The 14,571-nt window shown below is 75.7% G+C and carries 10 protein-coding genes; 4 read left to right on the top strand and 6 right to left on the bottom strand.

The window, feature by feature from the left end:
* Positions 1 to 30: 30 nt before the first annotated feature.
* Positions 31 to 2,097: a discoidin domain-containing protein gene (locus tag ACZ7LK_RS13250; RefSeq protein WP_471140335.1), complete on the bottom strand. Its 2,067-nt coding sequence runs from the start codon at positions 2,095 to 2,097 to the stop codon at positions 31 to 33.
* Positions 2,098 to 2,297: 200 nt separating this feature from the next.
* Here ACZ7LK_RS13250 and ACZ7LK_RS13245 point away from each other — a divergent pair, with 200 nt between their 5' ends.
* A complete protein-coding gene (locus ACZ7LK_RS13245) occupies positions 2,298 to 2,684 on the top strand; it encodes a VOC family protein (protein ID WP_392272777.1) in 387 nt (128 codons plus the stop codon).
* A 65-nt stretch (positions 2,685 to 2,749) separates the two neighbouring features.
* Here ACZ7LK_RS13245 and ACZ7LK_RS13240 read toward each other — a convergent pair whose 3' ends face one another.
* From ACZ7LK_RS13240 to ACZ7LK_RS13230, 3 genes are all read right to left on the bottom strand, one after another.
* Positions 2,750 to 3,595, bottom strand: a complete 846-nt coding sequence (locus ACZ7LK_RS13240; protein WP_392272778.1) for a C40 family peptidase — start codon at positions 3,593 to 3,595, stop codon at positions 2,750 to 2,752.
* A 134-nt stretch (positions 3,596 to 3,729) separates the two neighbouring features.
* A complete protein-coding gene (locus ACZ7LK_RS13235) occupies positions 3,730 to 7,689 on the bottom strand; it encodes an nSTAND1 domain-containing NTPase (RefSeq protein WP_471140331.1) in 3,960 nt (1,319 codons plus the stop codon).
* A gap of 168 nt (positions 7,690 to 7,857) precedes the next feature.
* Positions 7,858 to 8,223, bottom strand: coding sequence for a hypothetical protein (locus tag ACZ7LK_RS13230; protein WP_469463445.1), 366 nt, complete (start codon positions 8,221 to 8,223; stop codon positions 7,858 to 7,860).
* A 228-nt stretch (positions 8,224 to 8,451) separates the two neighbouring features.
* On the opposite strand from ACZ7LK_RS13230, the gene ACZ7LK_RS13225 reads away from it, so the two are divergent.
* Positions 8,452 to 9,207, top strand: a complete 756-nt coding sequence (locus ACZ7LK_RS13225) for a ZIP family metal transporter (RefSeq protein WP_392272781.1) — start codon at positions 8,452 to 8,454, stop codon at positions 9,205 to 9,207.
* 23 nt (positions 9,208 to 9,230) lie between these two features.
* On the opposite strand, the gene ACZ7LK_RS13220 is transcribed toward ACZ7LK_RS13225, so the two are convergent.
* Complete coding sequence (locus tag ACZ7LK_RS13220) at positions 9,231 to 9,455, bottom strand: hypothetical protein (protein WP_392272782.1); 225 nt, start codon at positions 9,453 to 9,455, stop codon at positions 9,231 to 9,233.
* Positions 9,456 to 9,646: 191 nt separating this feature from the next.
* Entirely contained in the window at positions 9,647 to 10,312 is a 666-nt protein-coding gene (locus ACZ7LK_RS13215; protein ID WP_392272783.1) for a TOPRIM nucleotidyl transferase/hydrolase domain-containing protein, read from the bottom strand.
* Positions 10,313 to 10,494: 182 nt separating this feature from the next.
* Between ACZ7LK_RS13215 and bdeA the strand changes: the two genes are divergently transcribed.
* Both bdeA and ACZ7LK_RS13205 read left to right on the top strand, forming a co-directional pair.
* Positions 10,495 to 11,454: a bis(hydroxyethyl) terephthalate hydrolase gene (bdeA, locus tag ACZ7LK_RS13210; RefSeq protein ID WP_471140327.1), complete on the top strand. Its 960-nt coding sequence runs from the start codon at positions 10,495 to 10,497 to the stop codon at positions 11,452 to 11,454.
* A 232-nt stretch (positions 11,455 to 11,686) separates the two neighbouring features.
* Complete coding sequence (locus ACZ7LK_RS13205; protein ID WP_471140324.1) at positions 11,687 to 14,506, top strand: helix-turn-helix transcriptional regulator; 2,820 nt, start codon at positions 11,687 to 11,689, stop codon at positions 14,504 to 14,506.
* Positions 14,507 to 14,571: the final 65 nt, after the last annotated feature.

The following is a 14,571-nucleotide window of genomic DNA, read 5'->3' as shown; positions in this document are numbered from 1 at the left end:
GGCTGGGCACTGTAGGCGCGGGCGCGGGGGTCAGCGGCCGTACACGCCGACCTCGCGCAGCGAGTAGCCCCATCCGGTCCCGCGCGCGAGGCCCGTCAGCCGGACGTGCCGGGCCGGCACGGGGGTGAACCGCGCGGTGTCCAGGCCGCCGTCACCGGTGGTGGTGGACAGGACGGTCCGCCAGTCCGCCCCGTCGGCGGACACCTCGATCCGGTACGCCTTGGCGTACGCGCGCTCCCAGTCGAGGGTGACCCGCCCGACCGTGCGCGTGGCGCCCAGGTCGACCGCCAGCCACTGGGGGTCGCGCCAGTCGCTCGCCCAGCGGGTGCGCGGGTCGCCGTCCACCGCACGGGCCGGCGCGTAGCTGGTGAAGGGGTTCCACTCGGCGCTGCTCGCCGAGGCCGCGGCCCCGGCGGCCAGGTTCTCGTCCGGGCGGTGGCGCTCGGAGGCGCCCCAGGTGGTGAGGTAGGACTCGGCCCCGCGGAACAGGTCGTCGACGACGTCCTGGCCGCCCACGCTCCGGATGTCCTCCAGCCAGTCCGGCACCAGTCCGTAGTGGGCGGCGCCGTCGGTGTTGAGGTCCCAGGTGCGTTCACCGGTGGTCTGCCGGTCGAGGAGCGAGCCCCCGTCGGCGCTGCGGAACGGGTAGCGCACCGGGTGGGGGGCGTCGGCGCCCCGGGGGCCCGGCCAGCCGCCGACGCCGTTCATGTCGGTGCCGTAGCCGTAGCCCACGCCGTACTTCTCGCGCAGGGCGTCGGTGCGCCGGGCCTCGGCGGTGAAGCCCTCGGCGCCGTGCATGTACTGGGCGATGAAGCCGCCGAGGCGGTAGACCCGCTCCGTCCAGTCCGAGTCCATCCAGCTGTGCGAGGAGATCACGCCGGGGTACGACTCGGCCTCCAGGACGTCCAGGACGCGGCCCGCCGCCTTGACGCTCATGTGGTCGATCTCGACCATCATTCCCCGCCGCGCCATGCCCCGCAGCGCGTACTCGCCGAGCGCGCTCAGCCCCCGGGTGTTGCAGCGCGCGCCGGCGGCGTACGAGGGGACCGCCACCCCGGGCGGCAGCTTGCTCTCCGCCCCGGGCGCCGCGGCGAGGCCGATGGGGTTGTCGGCTTGCGGGCCGGCGCACTTCTCGGTCTTCCAGAACGTGCCCGTCGACAGGAACTGGCCCACGTTGATGGCCGTGCCGAGGGTGCCCTCGTCGAACCTGACGCCGCACAGGGCGTTGTCGAACTTGTGGCACAGGAACATGCTGCGGACACCGAGCGCGTGCAGTTCGTCGAGGCCCCGGTCGATGTCGTCCCTGCCGCACTGCGGCACGTCGAGGATCTGCTTGCAGCCGAACGGCTCCGAGGTCTCCACGCCCAGTACCACGGCCAGTTTGCCCCGCTCGATCACCTCCCGGGCCTGTGCCGAGTCGGTGACGATCCGGAACCACCCCTTCTCGGGGCCGCCGTACATCCGGTCGACGAAGGCCTGCATCTCGTACGTCTTGCGGGCCTGGAGGCGGATGGAGGTCATCTCGTCGCAGCCGCGGTCCTTGAAGAAGTAGACCGAGCAGATCACGCCGTTGGTGACCAGGTCGTTGACGAGGACGCGCTGGCCGCCGCGCCAGGCGCGCTCCACCCAGGCGTAGTAGTTCTGCTGGTGGGTGAGGGAGTCGTGGGCGGGCCAGTCCTTGAACGTCGGCCAGCCGTGGGGGTCGTGTTTGCCGTCGCCGCCCTTGGTGATGAAGTCGAAGACGGCGAGGGAGCCGTCGGGGTAGTGCTCGGGGCAGTCCTTGAGCGCGTCGGCGACCCCGAGCTCCGAGAAGGGCTTGCCGCAGATCAGCCGGCCGCCGAAGGCCTCGTTGGACATCAGGTGGTCGTGCGCGTCGACGAAGCCGCGCACCCGCCCCTGGGCGTCGGTGCCCCTGAACGGTTCGCCGGTGACGCCCACCCGGGAGTCGGGGGCGGGCCGGGCGACCGGATCCCACCACCCGGAGGCGGGGGAGGCGCCGGCCACGGCGGGCGCGGGCCCGAGGGCCACCAGTGTGAGGAGCAGGGAGAGGGCCGCGAGGACCTTCACCCTGCCGTGCGAGCGTAGCGACGAGGTCATCACCCGTGTCCTGTCCCGGCCGGAGGGGCACCGCCGGACGCCGGGACGGGGGGCCGTCCGGCGGCCGCGGCACTGGTCATGTGCTTGTCATGTCCTCATAAAGCGTGGAAGAGGATCGCCGCTGCGGCCCGGGCAGTCAAGACATCCGGCGCCGCCGCTCGGGCAGGCGCGCCACGGAGGACGCGGCGTAGGGTCGCCCCATGGTGCACGTACTGAGCAGCAGGGTCCTGCTGCGGCCCCGCGATCCGCACGCCTCCCGCGTCTTCTACGGCGAGACCCTGGGCCTGGCCGTCTACCGCGAGTTCGGTACCGGACCGGAGCGCGGGACCGTCTACTTCCTGGGCGGCGGGTACCTGGAGGTGTCCGGCCGGTCGGACGAGCCGCCGACCGGCACGCTGCGCCTGTGGATGCAGGTCGCCGACTGCGCCGCCGCCCACGAGGAGCTGACCGGGCGGGGGGTGACGGTGCTGCGGGAACCGGTGCGGGAGCCCTGGGGCCTGATCGAGATGTGGATCGCCGACCCGGACGGCCACCGCATCGTGCTGACCGAGGTGCCCGCCGATCACCCGCTGCGCTACCGGCCCTGACGTGCCGTTCGCACCAGTGGCCGACCCCCGTGGCGGTCACTGGTGCGAACGGCGGTTCAGGTGCGTCAGAAGGTGCAGGTGGAGACGTCCTTCAGCCACGCGGGGCCCTGGATGTAGATGTTGGTGACCCAGGCCTTGTAGTCGGGCAGGTAGGACCAGGCGTCGTTGGTGTAGCCGTCGGAAGTGACCTTCTCGGCGTGCTTCTGGCACTGGACGCGGATGGTCGTCGGACCGGGAAAGGCGTACACCCGGGCGGCCTTCGTCGACGGCTCCGCCTTGGTCCAGACGCCGGTGCCCCAGGTCCGGAACAGGGGGCCGGACACCGGACCGGTGTCGACCCGGACGGCACCGAAGTAGCCGCCGGTCAGCCGGACGTCGCTGACCATCAGCTTGGTGCCGGACTGCCGCGCCTCCACCATCTTGCCGGCACCCAGGTAGATGGCGATGTGGTGCAGGTCCCGGGACGTGCCCCAGACCAGCAGGTCACCCGGCAGCAGCGGGGCCAGGCCCTGGGCGGCGGTGAAACGCTCCGCGGCCCGGTGCGTGTAGAACTGGGCACTGGCGTCCCCGTTGAGCGGGTCCGACCCGGTGGCCTCGGCGTAGGCGTGGCGGACCAGACCGGAGCAGTCGAAGCCGAGCCGCTCCGGGTCGTGTTCGCTGGCCGGGTCGGTCGGGTCCACCTGACCGTACGTCGGACCGGGCCGCGGGCCGTGCCCGCCGCCCCACGTGTACCAGACGCCCGCGGCGACCTGCGCGCAGGCCGCGGCGACGGCCCGCTCGGCCGCCGCGGAGGCCCCCGGCGCCCGGACGCCGCACGTGTCGTCGGCCGCCGCCGACGCGGACCCGGGCGCCCAGAGGAACAGGGCGACCAAGGCGAGGAGTGTGCCGATGAGACCGGAGCGGCGAAGCATGCGAAACCCCTGTTCCGTGTGGACGTGCTGCCGGACAGCAGCCTGACGGGCGTGGCCCGGGCCCGTCGACACTTCCGCGTCGCCCACCCGGACGGGCAACGGGAAACACCCGGGAAACCCCCGGTGACCAGGTGTCAGCCGTCGGCGCACGCCGTGCCGGAGGCCACCGGCAGACCGGACGCCGACGGCTCCCGGCCCCCGGGACCGGCGCGCTGCCGCACCCGGCAGACCTCCGCCAGCCGGGCACCCACGTCCGGACTCCACAGCCTGACCGTGCCGTCGTTGCTGCTGCTGGCGAGCGTCCGCCCGTCGGGGGAGAAGACGACGCCCCACACCGCGTTCGTATGACCCGTCAGCGCCGCCCACAGCCGGCGCGTGCCGACGTCCCACAGCCGCACCGTGCGGTCGTTGCCGCTGCTGGCCAGCGTCCGCCCGTCGGGGGAGAAGGCGATGCCCCGCGCGGAACCGGTGTGACCGGTCAGCGCCCCCACCGGGCGCCGCAGCCGGGGGTCCCACAGCCGCACCGTCCCGTCGTTGCCGCTGCTCGCCAGCAACCCCCCGTCCGGGGCGAACGCCACACCGCGCACCGCGCCCGTGTGCCCGGTGAGCGCGGCCAGCGGCCGGCGCGTGCCGACGTCCCACAGCCGCACCGCCAGGTCGTCACCGGCGCTCGCCAGAGTGCGCCCGTCGGGGCTGAACACCACGTCGTTGACGAAGTCCGTGTGGCCGGCCAGCGCGGTCAGGTGGCGGCGCGTGGCCACGTCCCACAACCGCACCGCACGGTCGGAGCCGGCCGACGCCAGGGTCCGCCCGTCCGGGGCGAAGACCACCGAGAACACGTCCCCGTGCGTCCCGGTGAGCGCGCCCAGCGGGCGGCGCCCGGCCACGTCCCACAACCGGACCGTGCCGTCGGAGCCGGCCGACGCCAGGGTCCGCCCGTCGGGCGAGAAGTCCACCGAGTACACCGATTCACGGTGCCCGGTGAGCGTCGCGGGCGGCCGGCGCCCCGTCACGTCCCACAGCCGCACCGTGTGATCGGCGCCGGCGGCGGCCAGCAGCTTCCCGTCCGGGCTGTAGGCGGCCCGGAGGACCTCGGTGAACGGGTGCGACGTCAGCACCGGACCGCGCAGGTCCCACAGCACCACGGTCTGGTCGAACCCGGCCGTGGCCAGCACCGCGCCGCGCGGGTCCACGGCCACCCCGAGCACATAGTCCGTGTGCCCCGTCAGCGTCGCGGTCGGCCGGCCGCCGCGCACGTCCCACAGCCGGGTCGTGCCGTCGCCGCCCGCGCTGACCACCCTCGTGCCGTCCGGGGTGTACGCGACCGCGTTGACGTCGTCGTCGTGCCCGGTCAGAGTCTTCACGGCACGGTGCGAGCGGGTGTCCCACAGCCGCACCGTCCGGTCCATGCCCCCGGTGGCGACCGTCCCCCCGTCGGGCGCGAACGCGGCTCCCAGCACCTCGTCGGTGTGCTCCCCGAGGACGGCGGGCGGCCGGTCGCCGGCGGTGTCCCACAGCCGTACGGTCCGGTCCGAGCCGGCCGACACGAGCGTCCGCCCGTCCGGGGCGTACGCCAGCGCGTTGACGCGCCCCCGATGGCCCCGCAGCGTCCCCGCCGCCCGGGGCCGGGCGCCACCGACGTCCCACAGTCCGACCGTGCCGTCGGCGCCCGCGACGGCCAGCGTCCGCCCGCGCGGGGCGAAGGCCACCGCCCGGGCCCCTGCCGTGCGCGCGGGCAGCGCGCCCGCCGGCACCGGCCGGTCCGCCGCCGTGTCCCACAGCCGCACCGGCCCGTCCGTGGACGTCACCGCGAGCACCCGCCCGTCCGGGCCGAAGGCGACCGAGCGCACCCGCCCGGGGACCGGCAGCGCCGCACCGGTCCAGCGGTCGGCCACCCGCCACAGCCGCACCGTCCCGTCCGAACTCGCCGACGCCAGCAGCCGGCCGCCCGGCGCGAACGCCACGGCGTTCACCGGCCCGTCGTGCCCGCGCAGCCGGCCGGAGAAGGGCTGCGCCTGGGTGCTCAGCAGCGCCCCCCGCGCCTCGGTCGTGGGCGCCGTACGGTAGGCCTCCTCGGCGAGCAGCATGGACGCCTCCGGCTGACCGGCGGCCAGCGACGTGGACCGCGCGGCCAGCGCCTGCGAACGGGCGGCCCGCTCCTGGTCCAGCGCGCCCGCGCGCTGCTGGTACGCCACGCCCCCGGCCGTCAGGGCCACGGCCAGCAGGACCACGAGCGTGGCCAGCATCCGCTGCTGCCACCGGACCTGACGCCGTGCCTGCTCGGCCCGCGCGTCCTCCTCGGCCCGGCTGGCCCGGAGGAAGGCGGCCTCCCGCGGGCCGAGCCGGCCGATGCCTTCCCACTCCTGTGCCCAGGCCCGCACCGTGTCCAGCCGGGTCCCCCGGTACAGGGCGGACGGGTCGCGTCCCTCGCGCTCCCAGTCCTCCGCCGCGTGGGTGAGCTGCTGGTGCGCCAGCAGCCCCGCCCGGTCGGCGTGGATCCAGCCGCGCAGCCGGGGCCAGGCGTGCAGCAGCGCCTCGTGGGTGATCTCCACGGTGTCGCAGTCCACGGTGATCAGCCGGGCCCGTACGAACGCGTCCAGCGCGGCCGCCGCCCCGTCCGCGTCCGTCAGCTGCTCCAGCAGGGCCGTCCGGCTCGTGCGGCGCCGGGTCGCCCCGGTGCCGTCCTCCACATGGACCAGCCGCACCAGGATCCGGCGGATGGTCCTCTGCTCGGCCGGGTAGAGGCGGGCGAACACGTCCTCCGCCGTACGGGCGATCGCCCCCTGGATGCCGCCGGTGTCCTCGTAACCGGCCACCGTCAGCGTGCCGTCCTCACGCCGCTGCCACGTGGCCATGAGCGCGTGCGACACCAGGGGCAGGGCACCGGACGGCGCGTGTTCCGCCGCCCGGCCCGGCTCGCCGGCGCCCGCCTCGCGCAGTCCGGCGTCCCGCAGCAGCAGGGGGACCAGGCCCCGTTCGAGCGTGACGCCGGCGAGCCCGGCCGGGCCGGTGATGGACTCGCGCAGCTCCGCCACCGACATCGGCGGCAGCACGAACAGACCGCCGGTGAACACCGGTGCGAGTTCCGGGAGTTCGAGGCAGTTGCCGGTGAAGTCGGCCCGCACCCCGATCACGACGGCCGCGGCGTCCTGGCCGGCCGCCTCGGGCGGGGACGCGGCGAGCGCGGTGAGCACCCGGACGAAGGCGCGCCGCTCGTCCTCGTCGGGGCAGAGGGTGAACAGTTCCTCGAACTGGTCGACGATCAGCACCGGCCGGACGGGTGGCGCCGGCCGGTCGCCGGGCTCCGGCGCGGACCGGCCGTCCGAGAGCCGCCGCACCGCGTCGAGCAGCGCCCCGGGCCGGTCGCGCAGCTCCCGCGTACTGACCCCGAGGTCGCTCCCCACGGCCTTTGCGGTGCGGTCGAGCAGCTCCTGGAGGGGCTGTGCGGTCGGCGTGCACAGCACCACGGGCCACTCGTCGGCACCCGGCATCGGGAAGCCGCCACCGCGCCGGAGGGCCGGTACGAGACCGGCGTTGAGCAGCGACGACTTCCCGGCGCCCGAGGGGGCGACCAGCAACACCGGGCCGGAACCGATCCGTTCGAAGACCCGCTCGACCAGCGCGGCCGTCGCCCGCTCCCGGCCGAAGAACCACCCCGCGTCCTCGGGGGTGAAGGCCGACAGCCCCCGGTAGGGGCAGGGTCCGTCCGGTGGTTCGCCCGGCGGGGGAGGGGGCGCGGGCCCCTCCCGTACCAGGCGCAGCAGCTCGCCCTCCGCCCGCAGGACCTGGTCGCACCGGCGTGCGACGTCGAAGGTGACCCGCTTGGCGCCCGTCTCGATCTTGCTGAGGTAGCCCTTGCTGTAGTGCGTCCGGCGAGCCAGATCGGCCAGCGACAGCCCGCGCTCCAGTCGCAGGTGTCTCAGCCGCGCGGAGAAGGGCGCCGCCGTGTCCCCGGGCGACTCGCGCGGACGGCCGGTTCCGCGCGGACGGCCGGTGTCGTGCGGACTCTCGGTCGCGTGCGGACTTTCGCTCTCGTGCGATCGGTCGGTTGCGTACGGACGGTCGGTCTTCCGTCCGCGGTCCGGATCCCCCAAAGCATCCCCCTGGCAAGGCGCGCCCGGATCGTGAGATGACAGGTGCCCAGGCTACAGCGGGGGTCCGACAACCGGCCAAGTCGTCGGGCCGGTGTGGCGGGAACAGGACTTCCGGAACCGCCGCGCGGGCGGTTCCGGAAGCTGTCCCTCGGGTGGGGAGGCCGGTGACTACGGCTGGAGGGTGATCGAGTTGATGGGCGTCATGTCCTTGTCGATGTACCAGCCGGCCGGCAGGTAGCCCTGGCAGCCGGTGCCGTTGTAGCCGGTGCAGGTCCGCACCGTGGCCCCGCCGGTCTGGTTGTTGTAGATGCGGTAGGTGCCGTACATGTTGCTGAGGTTGTGGGCCCCGTAGGTGTAGTAGGTGTGCGTGGGCCGGTCGTTGTTCCAGCCCGCACCCGGGTAGAGGCAGACGTACCCTGACGGGCACCCGTGGCTCGCGGCCGCCTCGGCCGCCTGGGCCTGGGTCGCGCCTACGGTGGTCATCGTCCCGACGGCCAGTGCGAGCGCCGCGACGGTCCGCATCATCTTGCGCATGTTTCCCCCTTGGTGGGTCGTGTGGAGCGCTGACGACTCCAGACTGTCCACGGGGTCCGCCCGGGTCGACGGGTTTCCTGTTGCCCGTCCGGCCGCCACCCGGGAAACAGCCCCTGACCAGCGCGTCCACCACCGCCCGGTCAACGGCTCCGGGGGTACGGCGGGCCCGCCGCACATGCGACCCGCCCGGGAGGAACGGCGGCCGCCCCGGTGGGTATGAGGCACGGCATGACTGAAGTGGTGCAAGCGGCTCTGTGGGGTGGAGTGGCGGGTTCGGCGCTCCTGCTGGGCGCGCTGGTGGGGTTCGCGGTGCCCGTGCCCCGGTGGCTGATCGCGTCGGTGATGGCGTTCGGGGCGGGCGTCCTGCTGTCCGCCGTGTCGTTCGAACTGGTGGAGGAGTCCTACGAACAGGGCGGTCTGGCGCCCGCGGCCGTGGGCACGGTCGCGGGCGCCGTCGCCTACACGGCCGGCAACCTGTGGCTGGCCCGGCGCGGCGGCCGCCACCGCAAACGGTCCGGGCACCGGCAGGCCCAGCCCTCGGAGGCGCAGGCCGGCGGCTCCGGCCTCGCCCTGGCCCTGGGCGCCCTGCTCGACGGCGTACCGGAGTCGGCGGCCATCGGGGTGAGCCTGCTCGACGGCGGGGCGGTGAGCACGGTGACGGTCGCCGCGGTGTTCCTCAGCAATGTGCCGGAGGGGCTGTCGAGTTCAGCGGGCATGAAGCGGGCGGGCCGCGGCAAGGGGTACGTCTTCGGGGTGTGGGGCGCGATCGCGGTGGCGAGCACCGTCTCGGCGGTGCTGGGCTACACGGTGGTCGGCGCCCTGCCGACGGCCGTGGTGGCCTCGGTGACGGCCGTGGCCGCCGGGGCGATCCTGGCGATGATCGCGGACACGATGATCCCGGAGGCGTTCGACGACGCGCACCTGGGCATCGGGCTGATCACCGTCTGCGGCTTCCTCGTCTCCTTCGCGCTCTCCCACGCGTGACGGAGGCGGCGCTCCGGGAGCCGTCAGCACGACGGGGAGCGGAACGTGGGGGAGGACCACTCGTCCTGGGCCGCCCAGTCGGGCATGCCGTGGGCCCGTTCCCGCAGTTCCCACGGGGCGCGGCGCTCCCAGGGCGACGCGGCGGCCCGGAAACCGGCGGGGAGGCCGGCGGGTAACCCCGGTAAGACGGTCAGTCCCGCGTCCGCCTCCCGGTCCGTCCAGTGATCGGTCCCGGATTCTTCGATCATCCGACTGCCCTCCTGGTGGTTCGGTGCCTGCTGAGCACCGTAGGGGCAGGGCGGCGGCAGCACATCCTCCGCGGTGCGTATACCTCACCGGTCCGGAGCCCGAGCCCGAGCCCGAGCCTGAGCCCGGTTCCGGTTCCCGCTCGCCGGAGCGGGCCGGTGGTGGCGCCCCGGCGGGCCGGCGGCCGGGCGGGTCAGGCCGTCGCGTCGGCGAGCAGGCGCGTCAGCGGTGCGGGGACGCGCTCCGGGTCCAGACGCGTCACGAGCAGCCGCGCGTACCGGGCCTTGCGGCCGCTGTGCGTGCCCATGAACCGGTGGAGCTGTCGCTCGACCGGCCGGTCCCGCTGCGCGGGCTGGTTGCGGAAGGTGCGGAAGGCGCGCAGCTCCCCCGCGGCGGCGATGACCTCACCCACCGCCTCGGCGCCCGACGCCCGTATCAGCTCGTCCTCCAGGTCGGCGTCGCACACGTGGAAACCGCACCGCTCCATGCCGGCACGGCCGAGGCCGCCGCCGAGACCGGCCCGCTCCAGCCCGCGCCGGAACCAGCGCTCCTCCGCCACGTCGCACAACCCGGCCAGACCGAGCCCCAGCCCCCGGGGCCCCACCACCTCCAGGAACCGGCCGATGCTCGTCACGCCACCGAGCGGGACGACCGGGAAGCCCTCCGCGTCCAGGTCCCGGCCCCGGCACGCGGCCAGGGCCTCCACCGCGACCCGGTCGCTGGGACCCTCGACCAGCAGGACCTTCTTCGGCCGGGCCCGCGCGGCCAGTTCGCGCGCCGCCACGGCCGCCGCCGGGGCGTCCTCGCCGCCCGCGGCCCAGGCGATCACCGCCGACCGGAAACGCTGTACGTCGTTCATCCGCGCCAGTCTGGCAAACCCGTACCGACCGCGTCGCCGCGTTTTTCCCGCCGCCGAGACCGGCGATTACACCGATGCCGCAGCCCCCGGGCCGCCGTGACAGTGGCACCCCCACCCGCCACGGCGATGCGGACCGGGCCGCTCCGGGCCGCAGCCGCCACGACAGAGAGGACGACTCCGTCGTGCAGCACGCACCCGCCGGCACCCCCCTCGGCGCCGCCCACCCCACCCAGCAGCCCGCCACCACCGCCTCCGCCGCGCGCCGGCGCCGCCACCGGCCGTTCACGGCGGCCCTGGTGGCGTTCCTGGCCGTCACCGGCCTCAGCAGCGCCATGACCACCGGCGCCCAGGCCGCGGACAACCCCTACGAGCGGGGCCCCGCTCCCAGCACCGCGAGCATCGAGGCCCTCCGCGGGCCCTACGCCGTCTCGCAGACCGGCGTCTCCTCGCTGAGCGTCACCGGCTTCGGCGGCGGCACCATCTACTACCCCACCACCACCGCGGACGGGACGTTCGGGGCGATCGCCATCTCCCCCGGCTTCACCGGCACCCAGTCGTCCATCGCCTGGCTGGGCCCGAGACTCGCCTCCCAGGGGTTCGTCGTCATGACGATCGACACCCTCAGCACCCTCGACCAGCCCGACAGCCGGGGCCGCCAACTGCTCGCCGCCCTCGACTACCTGACCCAGCGCAGCACGGTCAGAGGCCGGATCGACAGCACCCGGCTCGGCGTCATGGGGCACTCCATGGGCGGCGGCGGCACCCTGGAGGCCGCCAAGAGCCGGCCCTCCCTCCAGGCCGCGATCCCGCTCACCGGCTGGAACACCGACAAGACCTGGCCCGAACTGCGCACCCCGACCCTGGTCGTGGGCGCGGACGGCGACACGATCGCGCCCGTCGCCACGCACTCGGAGCCGTTCTACGAGTCGCTGCCCGGCACGCTCGACAAGGCGTACCTGGAGCTGAACAACGCGACCCACTTCACGCCCAACACCTCGGACACCACCATCGCGAAGTACAGCATCTCGTGGCTCAAGCGCTTCATCGACAATGACACCCGCTACGAGCAGTTCCTCTGCCCCCTCCCGCGCCCCAGCCTGACGATCGAGGAGTACCGCGGCACCTGTCCGCACACCTCCTGACCGCACCGCACACCTCCTGACCGCACCGCCCGGCCGGCGGCGACCGCACCCCGCGGCCGCCGCCGGCCCTGGTTGTGCACGCGCACAGAGTTGGCCCACCGCGCTTGGGGACGCGCCCACCGGAACCACCCCACGCGCATCGTCTCCGCAGGTCGACGCGGGTTCACCGGGTCGGTGAAGCCGGTGGACGCCAGGCTTCCGGCACTCGTTACGCGCAAGTAACGTGATCGGCGTGACCACGAAGACGACCGCTCGGACCGCTCCGCGCCTGCACGGCCGCGAGGCCGAACTGGACGCCGTCGCCGCCCTGTCGGAACGCCTGCGCTCCGGCCGGTCCGGCGTGCTGCTCGTGGCCGGTGGACCCGGCCTCGGGCGGACCGCCCTGCTGGACCGGGCGGCGGCCGGCGTCACCGACGGGACCGTCCTGCACACCCGAGCCGCGCCCGCCGAACGCCACCTCGCCCACAGCGGGCTGCACGCCCTGCTGAGCACCGCCCCCACCGCCGCCCCCCTATCGGGCGCTCCCGGCGACCCGGCACCCGCCCCGGCCGCCCCGTGCTCCGCCGCCCCCGCCCCATCGCCCGGCGGCATCCTGCACACCGGACTGCCGCCCACCGCCCTCCTCGACCTGCTGCGGTCCACCGCCGCCCGCCGGCCCCTCCTGGTCTGCGTCGACGACGCCCACCTGTGGGACCCGGCCTCACGCGCCGCCCTGGGCTTCGCCGCCCGGCGCGTCGACTCCGCGCCCGCCGTCGGCCTGCTGCTCTCGGTGGCCGCCCACCGGGCCACCGCACCCGACTTCGCCGGTCTGCCGCTGCTTCACCTCGGCCCGCTGACCGACCGGGCGGCCGGCGGCCTGCTGGACGACCTCACCGGCGGCGCCGCCGACCCCCTCGTACGCGAGGAACTGCTGCACGAGGCGGAGGGCAACCCGGCGCTCCTCACCGCTCTGGCCCGCCGGCTGTCCGCCGCACAGCTCTCCGGGCACGCCCCGCTGCCCCGGCCGCTCGCGGACGGCCCCGCCCTGACGGGCGTCGTGGGCGCCCGGCTGGCCGAACTGCCCGCGGCCACCCGCGACCTGCTGTTACTGGTGGCCGCCGCCCATGAGGGGCAACCGGACGGCGGGGGCGCCGACGCGGCCCTGGTGCTGCGCGCCGCGCACGCCGCCGGTCTCGACCCGGCCGCGCTGGACGCGGCCGAGGTGGCGGGCGTGGCCCGCGGCACCGGCGACCGCATCCGCTTCGACGACCCGCTGGTGCGCCGCGCCGTCCACCGGGGCGCCCCGCTCACCCGCCGCCGCGCGGCGCACACGCTCCTGGCCGCCGCCCTCGACGGCGAACGCCACCGGCTCGCCCGCCTGTCGCACCGCGCCCTGGCCGCCGACGGGCCCGCCCCCCGGCTCGCCGCCGAGCTCGCGGCCGCCGCGGCCGACCCCGACGCGCCCGCCGAACCCCACCAGCGGTCCCTGGCGTTCGCCCGCGCCGCCGGCCTCACCGGCACCGACGGCGACCGCGCCGCCCGGCTGACGGCCGCCGCCGAGTACGCCAGGCTCGGTGGCCGGCCGCGCCGGGCACGGGAGCTGCTGGCGGCGGCCCAGCGGGGCACGGCCGGCCACGACGACGCGGTGCGGGGCGGCGCCGAACTCGTGCGCGGCGCCCTCGCCCTGCGCGACGGCCCCGTGGGCGACGCCCACCAGGCCCTGCTCCTGGCGGCCGCCCTGCTCGACCGGCACGACCCGGCCGGCGCCCGCGACGCCCGGTTCGGCGCCATGGAGGCGGCCTGGGCGGCCGGTGACGTGCCGTCGTGCCTGGCCGCCCTCGGAACCGGACCGGCCGGTCCCGATCCGTACGACGAGGACTTCCGCGCCGGGATGGTCGCGGCGCTGGGCGGCCGGTTCGACGAGGCGCGCGGACCGCTGCGCCGCGCCCTCGACCGCACGGCGGACGACGCCGATCCGGCGCGGCTGATGCGCGCCGGGGCCGCGGCGCTCGTCCTCGGCGACATCACCGCCGCGTGCCGGGTCAACGCCCGCGCGCTGGCGGTCGCGCGGGCTCGCGGCATCACCACCCTGGTCCCGCAGGCCCTGGAACACCTCGCCTACGCCGAGCTGCGGGCCGGGCGGCACGCCCGCGCCCGCGCCCACGCCGAGGAGGGCCTGCGGGCCGCCCACCGCGCGGGCCAGCGCAACGTGGTGGCCCACCACCACGCCGTACTCGCCCTGGTCGCCTCCATCGAGGGCGACGGCCCGGCGCTCGCCGCGCACACCGGCGCCGTCCAGCAGGCCGCGGCTCCGCACGGGCTCACCCAGGCCGCCTCGCTCGCCGAATGGGCCCGCGCCCGCGCCGACCTGGCCCGTGGCCTGGCCCCGGAGGCCGCCGCCCGGCTGGGTCCCCTGGTGCGCCCCGGGCACCGGCGCGGCCACTTCGCCGTACGGATGCTCATGGCGCCGTGCTTCGTCGAGGCCACCGTGCTCGCGGGCCGGTGGGACGCCGACACCGGCACCGCGGTCGAGGAGTTCGCCCTCTGGACGGCCCTGGGCGCCGACCCGCAGGCGCCCGCGCAGCTCGCCCGCTGCCGCGCCCTGCTCGCCCCGGCGGCGGAGACCGAGGCGCTCTACGGGCACGCGCTCACCCGGCACGAACGGGCGGGCGGTGACTTCGAGCGCGCCCGCACCCTGCTGCTGTACGGCAAGTGGCTGCGGCGCCGACGGCGGCCCCGCGAGGCCCGGGGCCGGCTGCTGGACGCGCTCTGCGCCTTCGAGCGCTCCGGCGCCGCGGTGTGGGCCGAGCAGACCCGGGCGGAGCTGCGGGCGACCGGCGGGGCGTCCGCGCCCGGGACGGCCGGCCCGCTGGCGTGCCTCACCCCGCAGCAGCTCAGGATCGCCCGGTGCGTCGCCGAGGGGGCGACCAACCGGGAGGTGGCCGTGCGGCTGTCCATCAGCCCGCGCACCGTCGACCACCACCTGCGCAACGTCTTCGCGCTCCTCGGGGTCCGCTCCCGCGTCGAACTCTCCCGGCTGGTGGCCCGGGAGGAATCCGTTCCCACCGGCTGACCGCCCGTCCCTGCCGTCCCCGGGCCACGCGGACGATTTCCCGCCGGGGGAAGTGCCCCGATCCG

The organism is Streptomyces sp. NPDC039423, assembly GCF_055598725.1.
The sequence above is the reverse complement of the archived record's forward strand: the minus strand, read 5'-3'. Positions and strand labels throughout refer to the sequence as shown.